The 21,925-nt window shown below is 60.9% G+C and carries 21 protein-coding genes and 1 pseudogene; 9 read left to right on the top strand and 13 right to left on the bottom strand.

The window, feature by feature from the left end; genetic code table 11:
- Nucleotides 1-2 precede the first annotated feature (2 nt).
- The 5 genes from AC07WT_RS13780 to AC07WT_RS13800 all read right to left on the bottom strand — a co-directional run bounded on the left by AC07WT_RS13780 (nucleotide 3) and on the right by AC07WT_RS13800 (nucleotide 4,630).
- Nucleotides 3-197: a hypothetical protein gene (locus tag AC07WT_RS13780; protein ID WP_492592833.1), complete on the bottom strand. Its 195-nt coding sequence runs from the start codon at nucleotides 195-197 to the stop codon at nucleotides 3-5.
- A complete protein-coding gene (locus tag AC07WT_RS13785) occupies nucleotides 194-1,147 on the bottom strand; it encodes a carbohydrate ABC transporter permease (RefSeq protein ID WP_492592832.1) in 954 nt (317 codons plus the stop codon). Before AC07WT_RS13785 ends, AC07WT_RS13780 begins: the two co-directional genes overlap by 4 nt.
- The gene (locus AC07WT_RS13790) at nucleotides 1,144-2,100 is read right to left on the bottom strand and encodes a carbohydrate ABC transporter permease (RefSeq protein WP_494947501.1); all 957 of its coding nucleotides are present in this window, start codon (nucleotides 2,098-2,100) and stop codon (nucleotides 1,144-1,146) included. Before AC07WT_RS13790 ends, AC07WT_RS13785 begins: the two co-directional genes overlap by 4 nt.
- A gap of 64 nt (nucleotides 2,101-2,164) precedes the next feature.
- On the bottom strand, nucleotides 2,165-3,496 hold the full coding sequence (locus tag AC07WT_RS13795) for an ABC transporter substrate-binding protein (RefSeq protein WP_492592830.1): 1,332 nt from the start codon (nucleotides 3,494-3,496) through the stop codon (nucleotides 2,165-2,167).
- Nucleotides 3,497-3,610: 114 nt separating this feature from the next.
- Nucleotides 3,611-4,630 carry a LacI family DNA-binding transcriptional regulator gene (locus AC07WT_RS13800; protein WP_492592829.1) on the bottom strand — a complete coding sequence of 340 codons (1,020 nt, stop codon included), beginning with the start codon at nucleotides 4,628-4,630 and terminating at the stop codon, nucleotides 3,611-3,613.
- A gap of 1,240 nt (nucleotides 4,631-5,870) precedes the next feature.
- Between AC07WT_RS13800 and AC07WT_RS13805 the strand changes: the two genes are divergently transcribed.
- Nucleotides 5,871-6,311, top strand: coding sequence for a hypothetical protein (locus tag AC07WT_RS13805; RefSeq protein ID WP_492592828.1), 441 nt, complete (start codon nucleotides 5,871-5,873; stop codon nucleotides 6,309-6,311).
- 177 nt (nucleotides 6,312-6,488) lie between these two features.
- Here AC07WT_RS13805 and AC07WT_RS13810 read toward each other — a convergent pair whose 3' ends face one another.
- Together AC07WT_RS13810 and AC07WT_RS13815 are read right to left on the bottom strand one after the other, a co-directional pair.
- A complete protein-coding gene (locus AC07WT_RS13810; protein ID WP_492592827.1) occupies nucleotides 6,489-7,028 on the bottom strand; it encodes a DUF3331 domain-containing protein in 540 nt (179 codons plus the stop codon).
- A 3-nt stretch (nucleotides 7,029-7,031) separates the two neighbouring features.
- Nucleotides 7,032-7,418, bottom strand: a complete 387-nt coding sequence (locus AC07WT_RS13815) for a BON domain-containing protein (protein WP_492592826.1) — start codon at nucleotides 7,416-7,418, stop codon at nucleotides 7,032-7,034.
- Nucleotides 7,419-7,522: 104 nt separating this feature from the next.
- Between AC07WT_RS13815 and AC07WT_RS13820 the strand changes: the two genes are divergently transcribed.
- Nucleotides 7,523-7,729: a hypothetical protein gene (locus AC07WT_RS13820; protein ID WP_494947502.1), complete on the top strand. Its 207-nt coding sequence runs from the start codon at nucleotides 7,523-7,525 to the stop codon at nucleotides 7,727-7,729.
- Here AC07WT_RS13820 and AC07WT_RS13825 read toward each other — a convergent pair.
- The 4 genes from AC07WT_RS13825 to AC07WT_RS13840 form a co-directional block, all read right to left on the bottom strand.
- Nucleotides 7,714-9,156, bottom strand: coding sequence for an aldehyde dehydrogenase family protein (locus tag AC07WT_RS13825; protein WP_492592825.1), 1,443 nt, complete (start codon nucleotides 9,154-9,156; stop codon nucleotides 7,714-7,716). The genes AC07WT_RS13820 and AC07WT_RS13825 overlap by 16 nt on opposite strands.
- A 179-nt stretch (nucleotides 9,157-9,335) precedes the next feature.
- Complete coding sequence (locus AC07WT_RS13830) at nucleotides 9,336-10,070, bottom strand: alpha/beta fold hydrolase (protein ID WP_492592845.1); 735 nt, start codon at nucleotides 10,068-10,070, stop codon at nucleotides 9,336-9,338.
- A gap of 127 nt (nucleotides 10,071-10,197) precedes the next feature.
- Nucleotides 10,198-10,488 (bottom strand): muconolactone Delta-isomerase family protein, encoded by a 291-nt coding sequence (locus AC07WT_RS13835; RefSeq protein WP_097389185.1) that lies wholly within the window; start codon nucleotides 10,486-10,488, stop codon nucleotides 10,198-10,200.
- 119 nt (nucleotides 10,489-10,607) lie between these two features.
- Nucleotides 10,608-11,426 carry an oxidoreductase gene (locus tag AC07WT_RS13840; RefSeq protein ID WP_492592824.1) on the bottom strand — a complete coding sequence of 273 codons (819 nt, stop codon included), beginning with the start codon at nucleotides 11,424-11,426 and terminating at the stop codon, nucleotides 10,608-10,610.
- A 100-nt stretch (nucleotides 11,427-11,526) separates the two neighbouring features.
- Between AC07WT_RS13840 and AC07WT_RS13845 the strand changes: the two genes are divergently transcribed.
- The gene (locus tag AC07WT_RS13845; protein WP_492592823.1) at nucleotides 11,527-12,429 is read left to right on the top strand and encodes a LysR family transcriptional regulator; all 903 of its coding nucleotides are present in this window, start codon (nucleotides 11,527-11,529) and stop codon (nucleotides 12,427-12,429) included.
- A gap of 113 nt (nucleotides 12,430-12,542) precedes the next feature.
- Nucleotides 12,543-13,334 (top strand): IclR family transcriptional regulator, encoded by a 792-nt coding sequence (locus AC07WT_RS13850; RefSeq protein WP_492592844.1) that lies wholly within the window; start codon nucleotides 12,543-12,545, stop codon nucleotides 13,332-13,334.
- An 18-nt stretch (nucleotides 13,335-13,352) separates the two neighbouring features.
- Here AC07WT_RS13850 and AC07WT_RS13855 read toward each other — a convergent pair whose 3' ends face one another.
- Nucleotides 13,353-14,687, bottom strand: a complete 1,335-nt coding sequence (locus tag AC07WT_RS13855; protein WP_492592822.1) for an MFS transporter — start codon at nucleotides 14,685-14,687, stop codon at nucleotides 13,353-13,355.
- A 247-nt stretch (nucleotides 14,688-14,934) separates the two neighbouring features.
- On the opposite strand from AC07WT_RS13855, the gene AC07WT_RS13860 reads away from it, so the two are divergent.
- On the top strand, nucleotides 14,935-15,717 hold the full coding sequence (locus tag AC07WT_RS13860; protein ID WP_492592843.1) for an enoyl-CoA hydratase/isomerase family protein: 783 nt from the start codon (nucleotides 14,935-14,937) through the stop codon (nucleotides 15,715-15,717).
- Nucleotides 15,718-15,734: 17 nt separating this feature from the next.
- Nucleotides 15,735-17,846, top strand: coding sequence for an acetate--CoA ligase family protein (locus AC07WT_RS13865; protein WP_494947503.1), 2,112 nt, complete (start codon nucleotides 15,735-15,737; stop codon nucleotides 17,844-17,846).
- Between the two features lie 146 nt (nucleotides 17,847-17,992).
- Here AC07WT_RS13865 and AC07WT_RS13870 read toward each other — a convergent pair whose 3' ends face one another.
- Nucleotides 17,993-18,862, bottom strand: a complete 870-nt coding sequence (locus tag AC07WT_RS13870; protein ID WP_494947504.1) for a LysR family transcriptional regulator — start codon at nucleotides 18,860-18,862, stop codon at nucleotides 17,993-17,995.
- A 100-nt stretch (nucleotides 18,863-18,962) separates the two neighbouring features.
- Here AC07WT_RS13870 and AC07WT_RS13875 point away from each other — a divergent pair, with 100 nt between their 5' ends.
- The 3 genes and pseudogenes from AC07WT_RS13875 to AC07WT_RS13885 form a co-directional block, all read left to right on the top strand.
- Nucleotides 18,963-19,949, top strand: a complete 987-nt coding sequence (locus tag AC07WT_RS13875) for a zinc-dependent alcohol dehydrogenase family protein (protein WP_492592819.1) — start codon at nucleotides 18,963-18,965, stop codon at nucleotides 19,947-19,949.
- Nucleotides 19,950-20,302: 353 nt separating this feature from the next.
- Nucleotides 20,303-21,004, top strand: coding sequence for a translesion DNA synthesis-associated protein ImuA (imuA, locus tag AC07WT_RS13880; protein ID WP_494948432.1), 702 nt, complete (start codon nucleotides 20,303-20,305; stop codon nucleotides 21,002-21,004).
- Nucleotides 20,925-21,686, top strand: a pseudogene (locus tag AC07WT_RS13885) (Y-family DNA polymerase); the annotation flags it as partial. The gene imuA and the pseudogene AC07WT_RS13885, both read left to right, overlap by 80 nt.
- Between the last annotated feature and the right edge of the window lie 239 nt (nucleotides 21,687-21,925).

Raw genomic sequence — 21,925 nt, forward strand, 5'->3', positions numbered from 1 at the left:
GTTCATTCTGGAAAGTGGCTGGTGACGACGAACGCAATCGCCCCCACGAGGATGACGGGAAACGACCAGGTGAACAGCGCGACCGAGAACGGCTGTACGAGCATCGCCACGCCGAGCCCGATCAACGCGGTCGACCCGCCTTCGCTATAGCCGCGGCGCAGCAACCGGCTGCGCGACAGAACAGAATCACGTTTCATTTGCGCACTGCTCCGAAGGTGATGCCGCGCAGCAGGTGCTTGCGAAGCAGGACGGTGAAGAACAGGATCGGCAGCACGAACAAGGTGGTGGCTGCGGCCACTGCCGGCCAGTCCTGCCCGCCCTCGCCGATGATGAACGGGATGAACGGCGGCATCGTCTGCGCATCGCCGCTTGTCAAAAGCGACGCAAAAGCGTATTCATTCCACGCGAAAATGAGGCAGAAGATCGTCGTCGCGGCGATGCCTGTGATCGCTTGTGGCAGAACCACTTTCATGAAGGCCTGCAATCTCGTATAGCCATCGACCAGGGCCGCCTCTTCGTATTCGCGCGGGATTTCGTCCATGAAGCCCTTGAGCAGCCAGACCGCGAGCGATACGTTGACCGCTGTGTACAGGACAATCATGCCGAGATAGCTATCGCTGAGGCCCAGCGCGCGGTACATCAGGTAGATCGGAATGGCGACGGCGATCGGCGGCATCATGCGCGTCGACAGGATGAAGAACAGCAGGTCGTCGGCCAGCGGCACCTTGAAGCGCGAGAACGCGTACGCCGCGAGCGTGCCGAGAAACACCGCGAGAAAGGTCGAGCCGAAGCCGATCACCAGTGAATTGACGAACCGCGGCAATACCTTCGACGGCCCGGCGATCACCATGTTGCGCTTGCGCACGTCGCGTTCATACCAGGTCTGCGCGGGCGGCAGGCTCGCGATGAACTCCGGCGTCTGCCGCGAGCGGATCGTGAACAGATTGACGTAGCCTTCCATCGACGGGTGAAACAGCACGACGGGTGGATACGCAATCGCATCCTCCTGCGTCTTGAAGCTGGTCAGAAAGATCCACACCATCGGCAAGGTGGCGACCAATGAATAGGTGATGACGACGGCCGCCGCAAACCGCTTGCCGCGCGGCGACGCGGCCACCACCGATCGTTCATGAGCAGCTGGTTTCATCGCTGTTTCACCCGGTTGAGTGCCTTGACGTAGATGTTCGCGGCGCCGAACACCGTGACGAACAGGATGATCGCCAGCGCCGACGAATACCCCGTCTGCCATTTCTCGAATGCGGCGCGCTTGAGCGTGATCGACACCGTCTCGGTCACCGACCCCGGCCCGCCCGAGGTCAACAGGTTCACCATGTCGAACATCTTGAAGTTCTCGATGCCGCGAAACAGAACCGCCAACATCAGGAACGGCAAGGTCATCGGCAACGTGATCGACCAGAACTGACGCCAGGGTGACGCGCGGTCGACTTCCGCCGCTTCGTAGATGTAGTCCGGAATCGAACGCAGGCCTGCGAGGCAGATGAGCATGACGTAAGGCGTCCACATCCAGACGTCCACCATCACGATGGTCCACGGCGCGAGAGGCACGTCGCCGATCATCTGAAACGAGCCTGGCGGAATGCCGGTGAAGATACTCACCACGTCGTTGAAGAGTCCCGTCTGCGGCTGCAGCAGGAAGGTCCAGAAGTTGCCGACCACGGCAGGCGACAGCATCATCGGCAGCAGGATCAGCGTGGTCCAGAAGCTATGGCTGCGAAACTGCCGGTTGATCAGCAATGCCAAGCCGAAGCCCAACAGCACTTCGAATCCGACTGACCAGAACACGAAACGCGCAGTCACCTGCATCGCGTACCAGATGTCCTCGTCGGTCAGGATATCGACGTAGTTGTCGATACCGACGAAGCGCGCCGGGACGCTCGGCATATTCGACCTGAAATTCGTAAACGACAGCCGCAGCGCCCAGATCAACGGAAAGATGTTGATCGCAAGCAGCAGCAGGATCGTCGGCAGAATGAACAGCCACGCGATGGTCCGGTCCGACAGGCCGCGCAGCCTCGCCGTGGCGCGCGCCGCCGCGCTGCCTTCGAGCCCTTGCGGCGGAAATGGCTTGTTTGCCAACATGCCTGACTCCTTATAACGAACCAGCGACGGCACCGTGAGCCGTTGCCGGTTCATGTCAGAGACGCTAGTACTTCCCTTCGCCCTTGAAGACCTTGGTCCAGTCTTTCACGAGCAGGTCGAGCGCATCCTTGGCGGTTCCCTTGTCGGCTACCACGTAGTCGTGCACGCGCTTTTGCATGTCGAGCAGCAGCTCGGCATAGGCGGGCTCCGCCCAGAAGTCCTTGACGATCGCCATCGACTTCAGGAACGCCGTGGCGAAAGGCGCGCTCTTCGGAAAGTCCGGCGCATCGACGACGGACTTGGCCGCCGAATAACCGCCCAACTGCCACCACTTCTTCTGCACGTCGGGTTGCGCGAACCACTTGATATATTCGAGGGCGTCTTCCTTGTGGTCCGAATACGAGACGACCGAGATGCCCTGGCCGCCCAGCTGCGTGTACTGCTTGAGTTCACGCGGATTGACAAAGAAGCCGATCTTGTCGCCGCCAACATTCGGATCCTTATAGAGACCAGGAAAGAACGCAAACCAGTTCATCTGCATCGCGACCTGGCCGGACTTGAACGCGTCGAGTCCTTCCTGCATATACGCGTTGGTCATGCCCGGCGCGGTGCAGCACTTGTAGAGCGCCTTGTAGTATTCCAGCCCCTTGACCGCACCCGGCGAGTTGACGTAGCCATCGAGGTGATAAGGCTTCTTCGGATCCTCGTATTCGAAACCGAAGTTATACATCGCGTTGGTCACCCCCATCGTGATGCCTTCGGAGCCGCGCTCGGTGAAGATATACACGCCGTAGACGGTCTTGCCGTCGATCTTGCGGCCCTGGAAGAACTCGGCTGTCTGCTTGAGTTCATCCAGCGTGGTGGGCGGCGCCAGTTCCCGGTTGTATTTCTGCTTGAACTCGGCACGCAGTTCCGGCCGTGCAAACCAGTCCTTGCGATAGGTCCAGCCGACTGCATCGGCCATCGCCGGCAACGCCCAATAGTTCGGCGTGTTCTTGGGCCACTCCGAGTAGCCCACAACCGTGGCCGGCACGAAGTCGTCCATCGAGATCTTGTTCTTCGCGAAGAAATCGTTGAGCTTGACGTAGTGGCCATTCACCGCCGCGCCGCCGATCCACTGACTATCGCCGATAATCAGATCGCACAGCTTGCCGTGCGAATTGAGTTCGTTGATAAAGCGGTCGGCATAGCTGGTCCACGGCACGAACTCGAACTTCATCTTGATGCCGGTCTTGGCCGTAAAGTCCTTGGACAGTTCGACCAGTGCGTTGGCCGGGTCCCAGGCCGCCCAACAGAGTGTCAACTGCTTGTCCTGCGCGTGCGCGCCTGTTGCCATGCCAAGCCCCAGCGATACCAGCGCCGCGGCCATTACCCTTGCTGACGTAAGACGTAACATTTATCTTCTCCTTGTCTCTCTCGGGTCTCCAACCTGATGACAATCAGCGCCCATGCGCCGGGCGCCGTATTTCGGCTCTGGCGGACTCAAACATCGGTCCGCGTGTCGCGAGCGTCAGGCATGCGCATTCTCACGAAGATAAATTCGGGTTTCCGGCGTCGGGATGGCGAGCGCGCCACGCACGTCGTTAAGAAAGTTGATGGCGGCCAGTCCCGCCCAATGCACGATGCCGCGCACGTCCTGATCGAGGATCACGTCGATCGCGCGCTCGGACAGCTGGGTGCGGGTCTGCGCGGTGCATTCATGGCCGATCAGGACGAGACGCGCCTTGTCGCCCGATTCCTGCAACGCCACAGCAATGCCGGAGATGCCGCCGCCGGTCGCATACACGCCGACCAGATCCGCGTGACGCGCACGCAGGCCCTGAATGGCCAGACCCGCACCGTCGTCGTCTTCGGCGAAATCGGGTTCGGCGATCCAGCGCAGGTTGCGAAAATCCTCTTCCAGCACCTGCGAAAAGCCGGTGCGCCTCTCCACCTGATCATGCAGACGGGACGATCCCGATAGCACAGCGACCGTGCCGAGGCGCGCACCAAGAAAGCGGCCCATCAGCAGTCCTGCAGTACGTCCGGCGACCCGGTTGTCGACCCCGACATAAGCGGCGCGGCGGCTCGCCGGCAGATCGGAGAACACGGTGACGACCGGCACGTTCGCGTCACTCAACTCCTCGATGAAACGCTCCACCCAGGGATAGTCGAGCGGCGCCAGAACCAGTGCGTCATATTCAATCGCCTGCTCGGCGAAAGCCGCGGTGTCGCGCTGACTGACGAAGTCACAGCGATAAAACGAAGGGGTGATGCGGTGCTCGCGAAAGAAACTGGCCGACAGCGCGATATCGCGCTCGACATGATCCAGAAAACGGGAGTTGACTTGCGGGAGAACGAACGCGACGCGGAAAGAAGTGACCTTAGCCGGTCGGCCACGGCTCGCACGCTCGTCGCGCAGGTCGGCGAGCGCCAGGTGGACGCGTTCGGCCGTCTCCTGACGCACGGCCTGATCGTCGCGCAAGACACGATCGACAGTGGCCACGCTCACGCCGGCCCGGCGCGCAATCATCATACGTGTAGCCGGCATGGGTCTCCTCCGGTGCCAAGCCAAGAATCGTTTTGTTTACTCAAGGTAGTTTTTTCTGCACGAAATGCAAGTATTTTTGCTAGGGAAAAACCATCATTTATGTCGCTTATCATCATCACGCGTCAGCATCGATAACTCCATCCTCAGTGTCACCCCCGTCGTGCGTTATGACGCAACCCGTCAATGCATTTGCCGCGATAAAGCCAGGCGAAATCAAACGCCCGTCGGCGCGATTTGAACGTGCCACCGGGGAGGCACCGTGCGGAGCGGTGTCGGCCGCCTCCAAATGCCGACGTAGGACATGGTCCGGCGAAGGCCTCAGTCGATAAGGTTTGTACGACGCACCGATCCGTAGGTAAGTGACACTCGCCGGAGCCTGCGGGCAGGCGTCGGACAAGCCTCAAGGAGGAAACGCGGAGTGGCCCGGGGCGGCCGCTGAACGTACGCCACTGTGGCGAATGAACAGGTGGCACTCGGACCTGGGAAGACGGCGAGATTCGGCGAACCAAAGTGAAGTAGGCTGCATGTAGGTGGCATTGCTGCCGCGTGTCCGCATTTGTGGCGACACGGCGAGCACCAAACTAAACCGCGTGATCCGGGCGGAAGCCGCACCCGTCTCCTGTTGACTCCCGTTGCCGAAGGGCCGACGGTCGGTTTGAACACCGCGAGACACTTGCGCTCATGCTGCGCCTCGCTGCCGTGGCGGTGCAAGTGTTGGCTTTCGGCGCTGGAGGATGTCGATGACGTTTATTGGCGCCTCGCAGTGCGGATAAAGGAGACCGCCTTGAATCCTAGCGGTCTTGGGCGGCTCACGGGGTTATGGCGCCTTTGAGGCGCTCACCATGTCAAGCCACCGGCTTTGCCGGTGGTATTTGACTGGCCGTTCGCGGCAGCCGAGTGGCGAATGGCCGTTCAGCAGCCAATAGCGGCCACCCCAACGCCGATAAGCGAACGACCGCTGTGGCCGATCACTTGCCTTCCTATACTTACGTCGAATGTCACTTGTTGAGGGGCAAGCTGACGTTCAAATGCTCATAAGGAAGAGCCGGCGAATGTCCGTAGATGGCCGATTTCTGCCAGATCCCCGGCTACAGTTGATGTACTTAATTCGTGCACGGGAATCCATTGCACAGTAAGCGGCTTCATCGGTCTGTCGATCGAAGGCCCCGCCGGCATATCGTGGATTGACCGTCGACGCTTCGGGACGGATCTCCCCAAGCCAATTGAAGAAGTCGGTCAAGTGGATAACGATTCGCGCCGCGTCGTGCGGCGAACGGGGCAGCCAGCAAAGCCCGGTGGCGTCAAATCCGGTTTCGCGATTGAAGGTGCCTGTGTACAGGCGCTGCGCGAAATTCTGAAACAGACGATGGGGATCACGCTCGGTCGGATTGACCTGGAGGTATTCCAGAAAGAGACGAATGGATCGCGTTACCTTCCGCATCCATTCCAGACTCCGATCGTGGCTACGGTGCAGGAAGTAGTCGATCAGTGGCTCGAGAATCCCTGTCGGGGTAAGAAGCGCGGGGATCTCGGTGTAGAAGTTGGATGCATCCGTAAGACCCGCGCTTTGACGCTGACGAACATTTGGCTCAACGGCAGAAAAACCAACAATACTGCACCCGTATTAAGTCACCATGTTGACGGTCGCTATCGTGAACACGCGAAGGGCGGGCTCGGCTGAGAAAAACGCGGGCCGGGGGTCGATCGCGTCGCGCATCCACTGCTCTCTGCTCCTAAGTTCGACCAATTTCGGACTTTCGGCAACAGCGACGTGAGATCGACACCAAATCGCTCGCTCAAGCTCTCACCGGCGTCCATCAGGTTAATCACTTGCCGCTGACGGCACGGACTGGCTGTGTCATGCGCCCGCGATCACCAGGTCGGCGCGACGTCCGAGGGTCGCGGCCAAGATCATCTGACGCCGATTCCGCGGCAAACGTGTCGCACGCGCCCGGGGACGAAACACCCGGTCGCCGCGATTGATGACACGGCCCGTAAGTGCGCAGATGGCCGCAATGCGGGCAAGGCCGCTGCACCAGATCTGCTCCGTGTACCGGCCCGAACACGGGTCGCTCCACGAAACGCTGATCGCGATGGACGACAAGCGCTCCACGACCACGATGCTGGCGGGCGGTCCGACCGTGCGACAAAGATTGTCGGCCGCAGGTGAGCCCACGCCGACGTGGTGCTTCTTGTGTTTCAGGGAAAATTTCGGCGCGCATGCATCGAGTTGCTTGGCGGACGGATTGAGGACGTTCAGCAGCGCGCGCACCGCGATATCGTCTTCAAAAATACGGTCATCAATCCATCTCCAGTGGTCTGCGTGCACATAGTGCAAATACAGCGAGAGCCACATCAATGGCGCGACGGCCGAATTCGTCCGGCGCGCCGCGCCCATCGCTTAGTTTCCGCCTTGCTCGCGCAGACTCAACTTACTGCTAACCGACGTGACACCCTGCACCTGCTTCGCCGCATCGACGGCCAGACCATCCTGATCTTCGCTTACGATCTGACCGGCCAGCGTCACGTGCCCCGTCTTTGCATTACCGAAGACGGAGATTGTCGTCTGCTCGAGACCTCTGGTTTTGAAAATGGCTTTCTGAACGGTCTTGGAAAATGCACGGTTGGCCGCGCGAACCGACTTCTTCGTCGGGGCGGCTTGCATGCTAGTCGCTGCGGTACTGTTCGACGCGCCAGCCGTCGAGTCCGCCGCAAATGCCGGCGTGTACGCGAACGCCGCTACAGCGATCGCAAGGCCGCTGTTCATAACGAGTTGTGGAAGTTTCATAACTGATCCTTAAGTTGAGTTTGAGAAAAAATTCGTTTGAGTTGTGGATACATCGCTGTCACTCGAGGCGGATGAGCACGTACTGCGGTGGGGATCCTATTGCCTTGACCCAAACCACGGTACGGATTGAGCGGCATCACAGCTACCACCTCGAGCATGCCGGTTGCCGCCATCGAAAGCGTGTTCAGAGTGTGGTGTACTTGTTCTTCGGTGTCGGCTTCAATCAGTGTGCAGGTGCCACACTGATCGCCGCGATGCGAAAACTGGCGGTGACGTTCTTCGAAAATGGCCGTAGTCAGAAAGGAAACTGACGCTCGCCGTGTTGCACAGAGATCCAGTGCTCGGTCGTGAAGTCCTCGAACATGCCATTGGCGCCAAACCGGCCGAGACCTGAGTTCTTCTCGCCGCCAAACGGCATGTTTGCGAGATCCACCGCTGGAAGGTCGTTGACGTGGGTCATACCAGCCTCGACCTGATGTGCGAACCGCACGCCTCGATCGAGGTTGCGTGTCAACACGGCGCTCGACAAGCCGTATTCGGTATCGTTCGCCATACGCAGCGCATCCGATTCATCCTTTGCGCGCAAGATCGGTACGATAGGCCCAAAAATCTCGTCTCGCCCGAGACGCACGTTCTCCGTTACGTTGGTGAAGACATGTGGCGGAAGAACAAGCCCCTCAGGTTTGCCGCCAACGCGCTCCGTCGCGCCGTCGGCGCGCGCATTGGCGATCATCGTGTTCAGACCATCAAGCTGATGTTGGGTGATGATCGGGCCCACAGCCGTCTCGGCGAGGTTCGGATCGCCATATTTCAGACCCTTCACGCGCTCGACGAACGCCTCCACGAACCGATCGTAAAAGGCACCCTCGACGATCACCCGGTTGACGCTGACACACAGCTCGCCCTGGTGCAGAAAACGTCCGAAGGTGGCGATGTTCACGGCCTGCTCAAGATCGGCATCGTCGAGGATGACAAGCGGATTGTTGCCGCCCAATTCGAGCTGCGCCTTCTTGAGTGTTCTTCCGGTGGCAGCCAATCCGGCAATGCGTCGTCCGACCGGCGTTGAGCCGGTGAACGAGATCACCCGGGATGCGGGATGCAGGACGAATGGGTCGCCGATCAGATGATTGTCACCGCTGACGACATTCAGGACACCCCGGGGGAGACCAGCCTCCTGGAAGATCTTCCCAAGAAGCAGCCCGCCGGTGACGACGGTCTCGGAGGCCGGCTTCAAGACGACGGCATTTCCGAGAGCCAGCGCGGGCGCCAAGGCGCGGCTGCTCAAATGCATCGGCCAGTTCCAGGGGCTGATGACAGAGACGACGCCCACCGGGATGCGGTAGATCCGGTGCTCCTTGCCCGGAATATCGCCGGGCATGATGCGACCCCACTCGCGGGTTGGCAGGGTCGACGCCTCGAGAATGATAGCGCGAACCGCCGACCATTCGAGCTCTGCCTTGATGCGAACGCTGCCGGATTCCCGGATCAGCCAGTCGACGATCTCGACGTGACGAACGTCCATGATCGCGGCAGCTGTGCGCAGAACCTCAGCCCTCTCTCCCGGCAAGGTGTTGGCCCAGTCGCGCTGAGCCCGCTTGGCGCTCGCATAGGCAGCGTCAATATCCGCGACATTCGCCTGCGGTACTTCGACGAGCGTCCGGCCGGTGTAGGGATCGAAATCCTTGAAGATCGTTCCTGCAGCGCCAGCGCCCGTCGATAAGGAGTTCGCCAAAGACATAAGGAGGGGGCGCGGAGGGAACAGAAGTGGTCATGAGCATGATCCTTTGTAGGTTGTGGAAACCCAGGCCGACAGCCTCATCGACAGCTTGGGGCCGCGTTTCCGTTGATGAAGGATCGTCTAGACATGGGCAATGTGGCGCGTTTTCCCTTAGGTGGACCGCGCCCGCCTGTACGTTGCTACTTCACGGGTTGTCCCGCAGCGGCGAGGATGAGTTCCGCAATTTCCTGCGGATGGGAGATCAGCGAGAGATGACCGGCCTTCACTTCGATTGTCCTGGCGCCCATACGCTTAGCCATGAAGCGTTCGAGATCGGGGTTGATCGTTCGATCTTCCGTCGAGACGGCATAAAAGCTCGGCTTCGACCGCCAGGCCGCCCGTGTGGTCTTACCCGTGAGCAGTTTCCTGTTGAACGGCTCCTGGACCGCATAGAGCACCATTGCCTTCGCTTCCGGCAGGTCGCCCGCGAAATCACGCAGGAACGCAGCTTCCGATAGGCGTCCTTCGTCGCCGTCGAAGACGATTCCCGCCGAGGCGGGTGGCGTCGGAAACATCCTGGCCAGCGCCGTATAGTCTTCGCCCGCGTCGGGTGCTCGCGCCGCCAGATACACGAGAGCAGAGACGTTCGGATGCATGCCGGCCTCGGTGACGATCATCCCTGAGAAGGAATGACCGACCAGAACCGTGGGGCCGTCCTGCCGGGCGAGCACCCGCTTTGCCGCAGCGACCGCTTCAGGTAGCGTCGTCAAAGGGTTCTGCACGGCTGTGGCATTGAGGCCCGCGGCCTGCAATCGTGCGATCACCTCTGACCAGCATGACCCGTCGGCGAACAGCCCATGTACCAGGACCACGTTTTTGGCGATGGACACGCTCGCCGATCGGGCCGTGGCCGGGAGGAGATTTGCCGCCGCCATCGCGGCAACTGCGATGGTAAAGGTGCGTCTGTCGATCTGAGGCATGAGCCCGTCCTTCCTTCGATCTTTGATCTTCGATGTCTTCGGGAGCGAGCGGGATCATCGCGTTCAGGTGCCCGAAGATGCGCTATTCAGTCGCGAAGCCACGGTAGGGCGCCAGTGGCACAATGCAGACCGCCTCTTGCATGCCCAAACCAAACAACGGCAGCCTGTTCAGGGCAGACTTTGCGCCGTCTTCGGATTCGACTTCGAGCAGGAGGCATGCACCCCCCACGTCGCCACGGTGCCAAATGTGGCGCACGATGCCCTCGCCATAGAGCTTGCGAACGGCGGCGGTTTCGGCTGCGAGTCTCTCGGGGGTGTATTCGGAGTCCGGAAATTTTTCGCTACGTCGGCGGGTTATGACGATGTATTGCATTTGATTGCTCCTGGTGTGTTGCCTCGAAGGGGAGCACAGCGGAGCGTTGCAGGAGCGGGATTGCGCCTGCAATGATGACTACGCGTGTCAGCTCTCAAGAGGTAGAAGGCATGAAAGCCTCAGGGTTCGAACGAGGTTGCGGTGGCCCGCTCGCGCCACGCCGCCATGTCGGATTGGACTTTCGCGATCTTTTCATCAATCCTGGCAAAGGCATCGGCGCCCAGCGGCAGCCGCAATGGCGGGACCTCGGATTCGGCCGCCGCGATGATCACCTGCACAGCCTTCGCCGGATCGCCAGGCTGGCTACCATCGCGGCTTCCGACGTTCGCGCGTGTCACACCGGCGGTCGACGCGTAGTCCTCGATCACGCGCTCGGCTTTGGACATGGATTGCGACGACAGGAATTCGGTGCGGAAGTAGCCGGGCTCGACGATCATCACGCGAATGCCGAAAGGTTTGACCTCCAGGGCAAGCGCTTCGGACATGCCTTCGACGGCAAATTTGGTCGCGTTGTAGATCCCGAACCCGGCCGAACCCGCCATGCCGCCAACCGACGAGAAGTTGATGATCAGGCCGGAACGCTGTTCTCTGAGTGAGGGCAGAACCGCTTGTATGACGTTCAGTGTTCCAAACACATTCGTTGCGAACACATGTCGCGCTTCATCCGGTGACACCTCTTCGACCGCGCCGACCATGCCGAAGCCGGCATTGTTGACTGCCACATCGATTGGCCCGACGGTCTCGATGATATCCAGGACGGCTGCACGCGCATCCTCAGGGTTCGTCACGTCGAGCTTGAATACAGTCAGATTTTCGTGACGAAGATCGCTGAGGCCGTTGCGTGTTGTACCAGCGACATGGTGTCCATTCTTCAGAAGTGCTTCCGACAATTGTTTTCCGAAGCCCCGGGAAATTCCAGTTACCAACCAATTCGACACGATTTAGCTCCTCTGCGTTGTTCATCTCGTGCAAAAAGGATACGATCGGCCACGCTCACCGTCCAATTGACTATCATCGGCTCTGTGATTAGAAAACCTTATGAGCCCGATCGGCGTTAAGCATCTGCGTTATTTTGTCGGCGTCGCCGACGAATTGCACTTCGGACGCGCGGCAGCAAAGCTCGCGGTGACGCAGCCGGCCTTGAGCCAGCAGATCGCGGCGCTGGAAGCGATTCTGGGTGTGCAGCTTCTGGTCCGCGATCGCAGAGGCGTCATACTGACGGCCGCAGGTGAGGTCTTTCAGGCGCAGGCCATCGAGATCCTGGCCCAGATGGACACGATGGTGGAGGTCACGCGTCGCACCGCGTTTCAAAATGAACAGCGAATCGCGATCGCTATGGTCGAATACACCGATCTGCCCTTTATCGTGCCGGCGTTGACGGAACTGCAGAAGCTCTATCCCAACGTCAAGATCAACCGCAAGGAGATGGTGTCGACGCAGCAAATCAAGGCGTTGATCACCCACCAGATAGACATTGGCATTGGTGTGCTGTTGGCGAATGAAGATCAGACGGCGAACGTTTCGACCCGGTTTGTCCTCGACGGGCGATGGCTATTGGCCGCGCCGCGCATTCACCCGCTAGCTCAAGTCAAGGTTATTCATCTGACAGATCTCCTGGACGAAAACCTGATCATCTTTTCCCGCAATGTCAACGAGCCGCTCTACGATGCTGTTCTGGCGAGCTTCCAACGAGCCAAGGTTGAGCCAAACTTCGTCTACGAGACAACACAAGCGCAGATCGGTCTGCGCATCGTCAAGGATAGTGGCGGACTCATGCTCGGCGCCGATTACGTGTTGAGAGAGAGGCACGATGACATCGTCTATATTCCGATCGAAGGACTCCCGAATTTGGACGTGCATATCTTTTGGCGGGAGCAGGAAAGCTCCGGTCTCGTCCTGGACTTTGTGGAGTTCCTCGCTGAGGCGGCACTACGTGGCTGAAGGCACACGGCATTTTTCCGCTGTGCTGGGATCCAGAAACCGCGTCGGGTAAGTATCTATCGACTATCTTCGCAACGGCCGTGGGGTCAACACCGTTGTACCGTTTTCTGTCTATGGCGAACCACAAGAATCAACATCCGGAATCGAACGCTACCCCATCGAATAGATCGCTCGAGCGCGGGCTTGAACTGCTGCGCGCGTTCGGTCCCGGTGCGACGCTTCTCGGCAACGGGGAACTCGCGGAACGCACCGGCCTGCCGAAGGCGACGGTGAGCCGCCTGACGCGAACGCTCGTGGAGGCGGGCTATCTCGAGCACGATATGGTACGCAGGGCGTACAGACTGGGCCTACCCGTGCTCAGTCTGGCGCAGGCGTTGCGCAGTGGATCCACAGTACTCAATGCTGCAGGACCGCTAATCCGCGATATTGCCCAGGCAAAGCGCATCAATGTCGGAATCGCGGGCGCCGACCGGGAAGAGATGGTCTACCTTGAGTCCATTCGTTATAACCAGCGAGCCTCATTACGCACGATCGTCTCTGGACAACGCGTGCCGATGGAACTGACTTCGCTCGGGCGCGCGTATCTCGCAGCGCTGCCGCTGACGGAATTCACCGCCCTGATGGACGCGTTCAAGCGGCGCAAACGGAGCGGCTGGGAGCGTCTCGCGCGGGAAATCACTGAGGCTGTAGACGATGTGCGCCGAAGCGGCTTCTGCGTTGCAAGCTGGCAGCCGGAAGTGATCGCACTCGCGACGCCCCTCGCCATTCCCGGACATCGTTTGCTGGTCCTCAACTTTAGCGTCCGCACGGCGGCGTCAAACGACAGCGTTGTAAGCGAACTCGCGGCGCCCCTGCTGCGTCTGCGCGACGAGATTACAGCCGCATGCGCCCGCCTGGAAGGCTGAAGACTGCAAGCCTCTCTTTCATTCCCGGCGTTCACTGATCGCGCGCGCTGGAATACCCAGCACCACTGCAAGACCGCCGAGAATGGAGACGAACGCAACCGCATAGAGCCCCACGGCGCTGCTGCCGAAGTGCGTCGATGCATAGCCGATGACCGAAGGTGCCGAAATCCCGCCAAACTGGCCGAGGCTGCTAATGAGGCCGATCCCGCTTGCTGCGGCGGTGCTCGACAGGTACGCGGGTGGGATCGTCCAGAACAGCGACAGCATGCCCAGATAACCAGCCGTCGCGATGCAAAGCAGTGCTACCAGAATGCCTGCGTGATTCGCCGCCGCCGGCAAAAGCGCGACGCCCAGCGCGGCCATCAATGCGCTTGCCATGAAATGCCACCGCCTCTCCAACATACGATCCGAGTTCCGGCCGAGCAGATACATCGCGACTGCCCCGGCCACATACGGAATCGCGGAAAGAAGCCCAATGTGCCAGTAGTTCGATACGCCGCTTTTCTGGATCACGCTCGGTGCCCAGATGTGCACGACGATGCTCGCCCACGGCACGCTGAAATAGGCGAACGTCAGGAAATAGAACTTTGGCTCCTTCAATGCGACCCAGATCGAACCATGAGCGCGTGCGGCCTTCGTTTGCGCGTCCCGGTTAAGCTCCGCAAGCAGGAGGGCCTTCTCGTCGTCCGAGAGCCAGGTCGCCTGCTCGGGGCGGTCCGTCAGATAGACATAGGCAAAGACACCGGCGATCACTGACGGAAATCCTTCGAGAAGGAACAGCCATTGCCAGCCGTTGTAGCCAAGTAAGCCCGACATGCTATTGAGAATCCATCCCGACACGGGCCCACTGATAATGCCGGATACGCAGATCGCCGTCATGAAGATTGACGTGACTCGGGCCCGCCGCGCGGCCGGAAACCAGTAGGTGAAGTAGAGAATCACGCCCGGGAAAAATCCTGCTTCCGCTGCGCCCAGCAATACGCGCGCGATGTAGAACTGCGTCGGCGTCTGCACGAATGCGGTGCCCGCCGAAACGATGCCCCATAGCGCCATGATCCGCATGAGCGTTTTTCTCACGCCGACTCGCGCGAGCCACAGGTTGCTCGGCACCTCGAAGAGCATGTAGCCCACGTAGAAGAGTCCTACACCCAGACCGAATGCGGCGTCGGAAAGACCAATGTCACGCGAGAACTGCAGGTGCGCAAAACCGATATTGGCGCGATCCAGATACGCGAAGACGTAACAAATAAAGAGGAACGGCAGCAGCCGCCAGGTGACTTTCCGGTAGACAGCCTCTGTCTGCGGTTGCGCGACGGCGCTTACGTCGATCGGATTGGAACGGGCTGCGTGCATCATGTCTCCGGGCTTGTATGGACCGCAGGATCGTCATGACAAGTGTCCTGCGTTGGAATCCATTATCGGTGCCGAACGCTCGATGACAATCAGCCAATTCCATACAGTGGAATTGCTCAACCCTTGGGATAAAACACGCTCCGTTCCACAGAATGGAATTGATGGGGTGTCGCGGGTGGGCGGTGGGGCTAAGCTGCATTGGCAGATTGACCAGTCAGTCGACTCCAATTCAACCATCGAGACACGCATGAGCACATCCACCATTCAAGTCACTATCGACTCACAGGTCGCCACGATCGCGCTGAATCGTCCTGAAAAGCGTAACGCCATCACCAACGAAATGCGCGCCGAACTGATCGCAGCGCTGGAGACCGTGTCGCGCGACCGTGACGTACACGCCTTGGTGTTGACTGGTAACGGCAAGGGATTTTGCGCTGGCGGTGATGTAAGCGGTATGGCGCAACGTATGGAAGCGCCCGCCGGCGAGGTTGCGTTCAATGGCTGGTCCCGTCAGCAACTCGTGCACTACACAGTCGATCTGCTTTACTCGATGCCCAAACCTACCATCGCCGCAGTCAACGGCGCGGCGGCTGGCCTAGGTGCTGATATGGCGCTCTCCTGCGACTTTGTCCTCGCGTCGCACGATGCGAGCTTCACGTGGAGCTATATCAAACGCGGGCTGATTCCCGACGGCGGTGGCATGTACTTTTTGCCGCGACGGGTCGGCCTCGCGCGGGCGAAGGAACTGATTTTCAGCGGGCGCAAGGTGGATGCGAAGGAAGCGTTGGAAATCGGCATCGCGGATCGCCTGAGCGAGCCGGATTTGCTCATCGCCAACGCCCACGCCTGGGCCGCCGAATTGAGCCAGGGTTCGGCCACAGCGCTCGCGCTGGGCAAGAGCATTCTCAACCAGAGCTACGAATTGTCCGCGCATCAGGTGTTTGCACAAGGCAGCCAGGCGCAGGCCGTCTGCTACACAAGCCGTGAACATCGCGACTCGGTGCTCGCATTTCTGAACAAAACCATGTGAGCACGAAGGACATCGACATGAACGCAATTTCAAAATTGATGCGTCCGGCGAGCGTAGCGGTAATCGGCGCATCGGCGGACGCAGCCAAGACTTCCGGCCGCCCAGTGGCTTACCTCAGGAAGCACGGCTTCGACGGCCACATCTACCCTGTTAACCCGCGTTACGACTCGATCGATGGCCTGCCCTGCTATCCCGATGTAGCGTCCTTACCGCACGCGCCCGATGTCGGTATCGTGCTGCTCGGGGCCGAGCGCGCCCACGTTGCGGTGCGGGATTTGGCGAGCCGCGGAACGAGCGCTGCAATCGTGCTGGCGAGTGGCTATGCAGAGATAGGCGAGGAAGGTGCCAGACGTCAGGCGCAATTGATCGAGGCAGCAGGGTCCATGCGCCTGCTCGGCCCGAATACGATCGGGCTCGTCAACCTGAGCGACCGCATCACGCTGTCGGCAAGCGGAGCACTGGAGACTGACACCTTCACGGTCGGTGGGATCGGCGTGGTATCACAAAGCGGGGGGATTCTTGGCTCGCTGTTGTCGCGGGCGGCAGCACGCGGTATTGGCCTGTCAAAGCTGGTGTCGACGAGCAATGAAGCAGACCTCGACATGGCAGATTTCGTCGATTATCTGGTGGACGATGATTCGACTTCCGTTATCGCGCTCTACATGGAAGGGCTGCGTCATCCGGAACGATTCCGGCGCGCGGCTTTACGGGCGGCGGCAGCAGGCAAGCCGGTCGTGGTGTTCAAGATCGGGCGTTCCGAATCAGGCGCGCGCTCGGCGGTCTCGCATACGGGTGCGCTGGCCGGTTCAGACCGCATGTACGACGCGCTTTTTAGCCAGGTCGGCGTGATTCGCGCCCAGACCTTCTCCGACCTGCTCGATATACCTCATGCGCTCGCTACGCGCCGCAAGCTCTCTGGGCGACGGGTGGCGATTCTGACCTCGACTGGCGGTGCGGGCACGCTCGTCACCGATGGCCTCGGCATGGCGGACTTTGAGACCCCGCCTCCTGATGAAGCAACTGCTGCAAAGCTGCGCGCGCTCCAGACCGGCGATCATGCAGTACTCGACCGCAATCCGATCGACGTGACGCTCGCGGGTCTACAGCCGGCTCTCCTGCGCGGTGCGATCGGCACGCTACTCGACAGTCCGACTTACGACGCAGTCGTGGTTATCGTTGGATCGTCGGGCCTCGCGATGCCCGACCTGATGGCTGGCGCAATCCGCGATTCGCTGCCCGGGAGTGACAAACCCGTGATGGCATTTGTGAGTCCTCACGCGCCGGAGATCACGCGTTTGCTTAACGAGCAGGGAGTGCCAGCCTTCCCTTCGCCCGAAAGCGTGACGAGCGCACTTGCAGCGATGTGGCAGCACGGCGAGTACATGCAACGCCCCGTGAGTGTTGCCGAACAACACGCTGAAGCAGAAGTCAACGTGAGCGATCTGCCCGCCGGATCACTAAACGAAGCGCAGGCGAAAGAGCTTTTTGCCCGCTTCGATGTGACAGCGGTACGCGAGCTTGTCGTCGGGAACGCGAACGAAGCCGAGAGCGCCGCTCGCGAGCTGGGTGACAAGGTCGTGCTCAAACTGCTGTCGAACACGATCACCCACAAGAGCGATGTCGGCGGCGTAGCGGTTGGGGTCACGGCTGACAGCATCGGGGCGCGCCTGAACCGCATGCGGGACGACGTTGAAACCGCGACCGGCGTATCCGCGAATGCGTTTCTCGTTCAGGAAATGGTGACGGGGGGGACGGAACTGATTCTCGGCCTTCATCGAGACCCGTTGGGCACAGCATTGCTGCTCGGCATGGGCGGCGTCACAGCGGAATTGTTCAAGGACACGACAATGCGACTCATTTCCACCGAAGTGCCGCTGTCGCGCGACGACGCGCTCGAGATGATTCACGAACTGAAAACGTGGCCGCTCCTCGACGGGTACCGTGGACGGCCACGCGCGGATATTGATGCCCTCGTGACCGCAATCGTTGCCTTTGCGCGAATGGCCGTGCGGCTTGGCGGGCGTATTGTCGAAGCAGAAATCAATCCGATCTTCGTGCTGCCGGCTGGACAAGGCGTGCGGGCAGTTGACGGCGTTGCTGTACTCGCATCGGAGCCTCACGATGAATGACGAGGCTCTGGTCGCACGCTTATCTGGATCTTGATGACATCGCTGGAGCCACACAGCGGCCGCGCGATGTCGTCGGGTTGCGTTTCTTCAAAGCGGGCTGCCTCGGGCGCAAGACGGGCGGGGGTTACTGTCAATACGACGCTGGTTCAAACGCTCGCTAACGCCTCGATCGTCGCATCCAGAAGTGCACGTAGTCGCGCGACGCGACGCAGATCGCGGTGATAGCCAAGCCAGACATCGCGCCCAGGCGGCGCTTCGCCCAGATCGATCCGCCGAAGTCCAGGCGTCGCATCGCCAAGCGGGCACGGCAGCACGGCGAAGCCACTTCCTTCGACACACATGCGCGCCTGCACGCCACGATTGTTGCTGCCGAACACAATCTTCGCCTTGGGCAGCATGCGCTTGACCCACTCGACGTCGGGCAGCGAGCCGAACGCGCTGTCCATGCTGATCAGCTTATGACCGTCACCCTCCCCGCATGAAGGCGAGATCAGATCGACATGCCCGTACAGCGCATATTCGATGTGCATGAGCTTGCGCTGGATGACGTCGGGTTCGTCAAAGGGCGTGATGCGGAACACCAGATCCGCTTCGCGCCGAGCGAGGTTGTAGAGGCGCGAATCCGTGACAAGCTCCAGCGAGATACCCGGGTGCTTCGCCAGAAAGCGCGCGAACACCGGCGTGAGTATGTGCATGCCGAACCAGTCCGACGACGAGACCCGCAGCAGCCCGGTTAGCTGCGTTTCCTTGCCGGTTAACGCGCGCGTGAAGCCAAGCGCTTCCTCCCCCATTCTCTCGGCATAGGACAGCACAACCGCGCCGTCGTCTGTCAGGACGAAGCCATCGCTGGTGCGCTGAAACAGCGTGTGTCCGAGCGCTTCCTCGAGCGCGCGCAACCGGCGGCCCATGGTCGGCTGGGTCTGTCCAACGCGCTTTGCAGCCGCCCCCAGCGTGCCGCAGCGGGCAATCGCCAGAAAGATCCGAACATCGCTCCAGTCGAACGCCATCTCATTCATTTCTGTTTGACATCCGTGCAATAACGTTGATTTACATGCCTTTTGGCATGGCTCATTCTGCACGTATCGACTTGTTTGTTCCATCGGAAAGGAAATGATCATGACCATGCAGGCGCTCGTCCTCAATCGCTACAACGGCCCGCTCGAATTGACGGAAATCTCAATGCCACAACCCGCGCACGGCCAGGTGCGGGTGCGCATTGCCGCGAGCGGCCTCAATCCGCTCGACACCAAGATACGCGCCGGAAGCGCAGCGCATGCCAAACATCCGCTGCCGCTGCTGTTAGGCATTGATATGGCCGGCGTAGTTGACGCCATTGGCCCCGGCGTCACCGCGTTCAAGGTCGGCGACGAGGTGTACGGGATGACGGGCGGCGTTGGCGGCATTCAGGGCTCGCTGGCCCAGTATGCAGCAGTCGATGCCGACCTCCTCGCGATCAAACCGGCCAATCTTTCGATGCGCGAAGCCGCGGCACTGCCCCTCGCGTTTATCACGTCGTATTCCGGCATTGTCGACCGGGCGCGTTTGCAAGCGGGGCAAACCGTGCTGGTACAAGGAGGAGCAGGCGGTGTCGGGCATATCTCGGTGCAACTGGCGCGCGCACTCGGTGCACAGGTCTTCACGACAGCGAGTTCACGGGACCACGATCTCGTTGCGCGTCTAGGCGCTACGCCGATCGATTACCGGGCGCAGTCTGTCGAGCAATACGTCGAATCATTGACGCAGGGCGCAGGCTTTGACCTGGTGGTAGACACCGTTGGTGGCCCAACGCTCGATGCTTCGTTCGCCGCAGTCAAGCATTTTGGTCACGTGGTCAGCGCGTTGGGTTGGGGTACACATTCGCTGGCTCCGCTGTCGTTTCGCGAAGCGACGTACTCAGGGGTGTTCACCCTTTATCCGCTCCTGACGGGCCTGCATCGCGCGCACCACGGAGAGATGCTGCGCGAAGCCACACGACTGACGGAAGCCGGCAAGCTCACGCCGAATCTCGATCCTCGCCGGTTCGATCTAGGGTCCGCGGAACTCGCCTTTGACGCTATAACGGACGCCACTGCACGCGGGAAAATCGTGGTGGACGTCGCATAAGGTGCGCTGAGTTGACGTGGAAACTGGCTGAGGTTTCGATTTTTGCAGCAGCAAAGGGCAGCTATCAGCCGATGCCCCGCCGTTTGGCCGACTGTTGCCTACCCAGCTTCTATTGCCAGCCCGTGATTCAAAGAAACCAGCACCCGCTTGAAGCACGAACGCCGACCGCTGCCCCACCGCATGGCGACGGATCTCGGCGGCTGACCCGCAATCTTGAAATCTTGCGCTAGAATTACTGTATATTTATACAGTACTTTTGGAGCTTGATCGTGAATCGCACTGACGCGGCCGCTCGGCAGATACGTGCCCCAGATGAACGGGCCCGCTCCATCGATGCTGTCCTCGACTCAAGTATGTATTCGGAGGCGGGGGGAATAACGCTATGGCGCGCTTCGCAGCTGGCCGCCGGCTTCGATCGGGTGGTGTCGTGCGGCCACGCCGCGCTGGCCGCCGAGCTGCCGGGCGGCGGCTGGCCCGCGGGCGCGCTCACCGAACTGCTCACACCGCAGCCGGGCTGCGGTGAACTGCGTCTGCTGCAGCCCGCATTGGCGACCGTTGGATCCCGCCCCTTGCTCTTGCTGCAGCCGCCGCACCGGCTGCAACCCGCCGGACTGGCGTGGCTGGGCGTTCCCGCAGGACAGGCCTGCGTGCTGCGCGCACCACGCACGGCTGATGCGCTGTGGGCCGCCGAGCAGATCCTGCGTGCCGGCACCTGCGGCGCCCTGCTCTTCTGGCAGGCCGAAGCCCGGCAGGAAGCGCTCCGGCGCCTGCATCTGGCCGCTCAGGCCTCGGACACCCTGCTGTTCCTGTTTCGCCCACTCGCGGCCGCCCAGGCGACGTCGCCGGCGCCGCTGCGGCTTGCGCTGCGAGCCGCCAGGGGCGGTATTGAAGTGATGTTCGTCAAGCGCCGCGGACCGCAGCGCGACGAACCCGTTTTCGTTTCTCTCGTACCTTCACCTGCCCTGTTGAGCCGATATGCAACTCTGGATCGGCGTACATCTGCCGCACCTCGCCCTCGAGTCGTTTCTCCCGCGCTGGTCGACGCCACGCAATGAGGTCGGGTTTGTCGTGCTGGAGAAGGACCGCGTTGTCGCGCTCGACCGCGCGGCGCACTCGGCCGGCATCGTGCCCGGCATGCGCCGCGGTGGCGTGTTGACGCTCGCCCCCGACGCGGTCATTCGGGAACGTGATCTCACCCGTGAAGCGGAGCTTGTTCGTGGCGTGGCGTTCGCCCTGCTGCAGTTCACCCCCCACGTGGTGCTGGCGGAGGAATCGGTCGTGCTGGCCGACGTCTCGGCGAGCCTGCGCCTCTTCGGCGGCATTCGGCCACTGCGCCGGCGGGCGGGTGAAACGGAGACCACGTTCGGCGTGACCGCGGCACTCTCTGTCGCACCGACGGGGCAGGCCGCGTGGCTCTTCGCCCGGTCATCGGCTGGCATCGCGCTCACGTTGCGCTCCGTCGACCGTACGCTGCGTCGCGTGCCGTTACCTGCCCTGCCGCCTGCGCGCCCCTACGCCGAATGGTTCGACGGACTGGGATGCGAAACGGTCGACGACGTCCGGCGACTACCCCGCGCAGGCCTCAAGAAGCGCTGCGGCACGGCGCTGCTGGATGCGCTCGATCGCGCAACGGGCGCGGCGCCCGAAGTGTACGAATGGCTGGAGTTGCCTCCCGCTTTCAGCGCGAGGCTCGAGCTGCCCGACCGGATCGAGCATGCGGAAGCCGGGGTTATCGTACTTTCCGTGCGAAATCTGGCGGTTTGATCCTGAAAGTCCATGTGGATCAACTACTTGCAAAATCGCCGAATGCGAGAAAGTCGCAGAACCGCTGAGCCTTACTGCAAGCGGTTCTTCACGCGACTACCGCCAGATTTTGCACGATTCGGACGAATTGAAATGAACGCGTCCCACCCCGTGACCAGGTGAGCAAAGAAAGGTGGATCCTCACGGGCCAACGGCATCGATGTGCCCACGTG

The sequence above is a fragment of the Paraburkholderia sp. GW821-FHT02A12 genome (assembly GCF_059422005.1).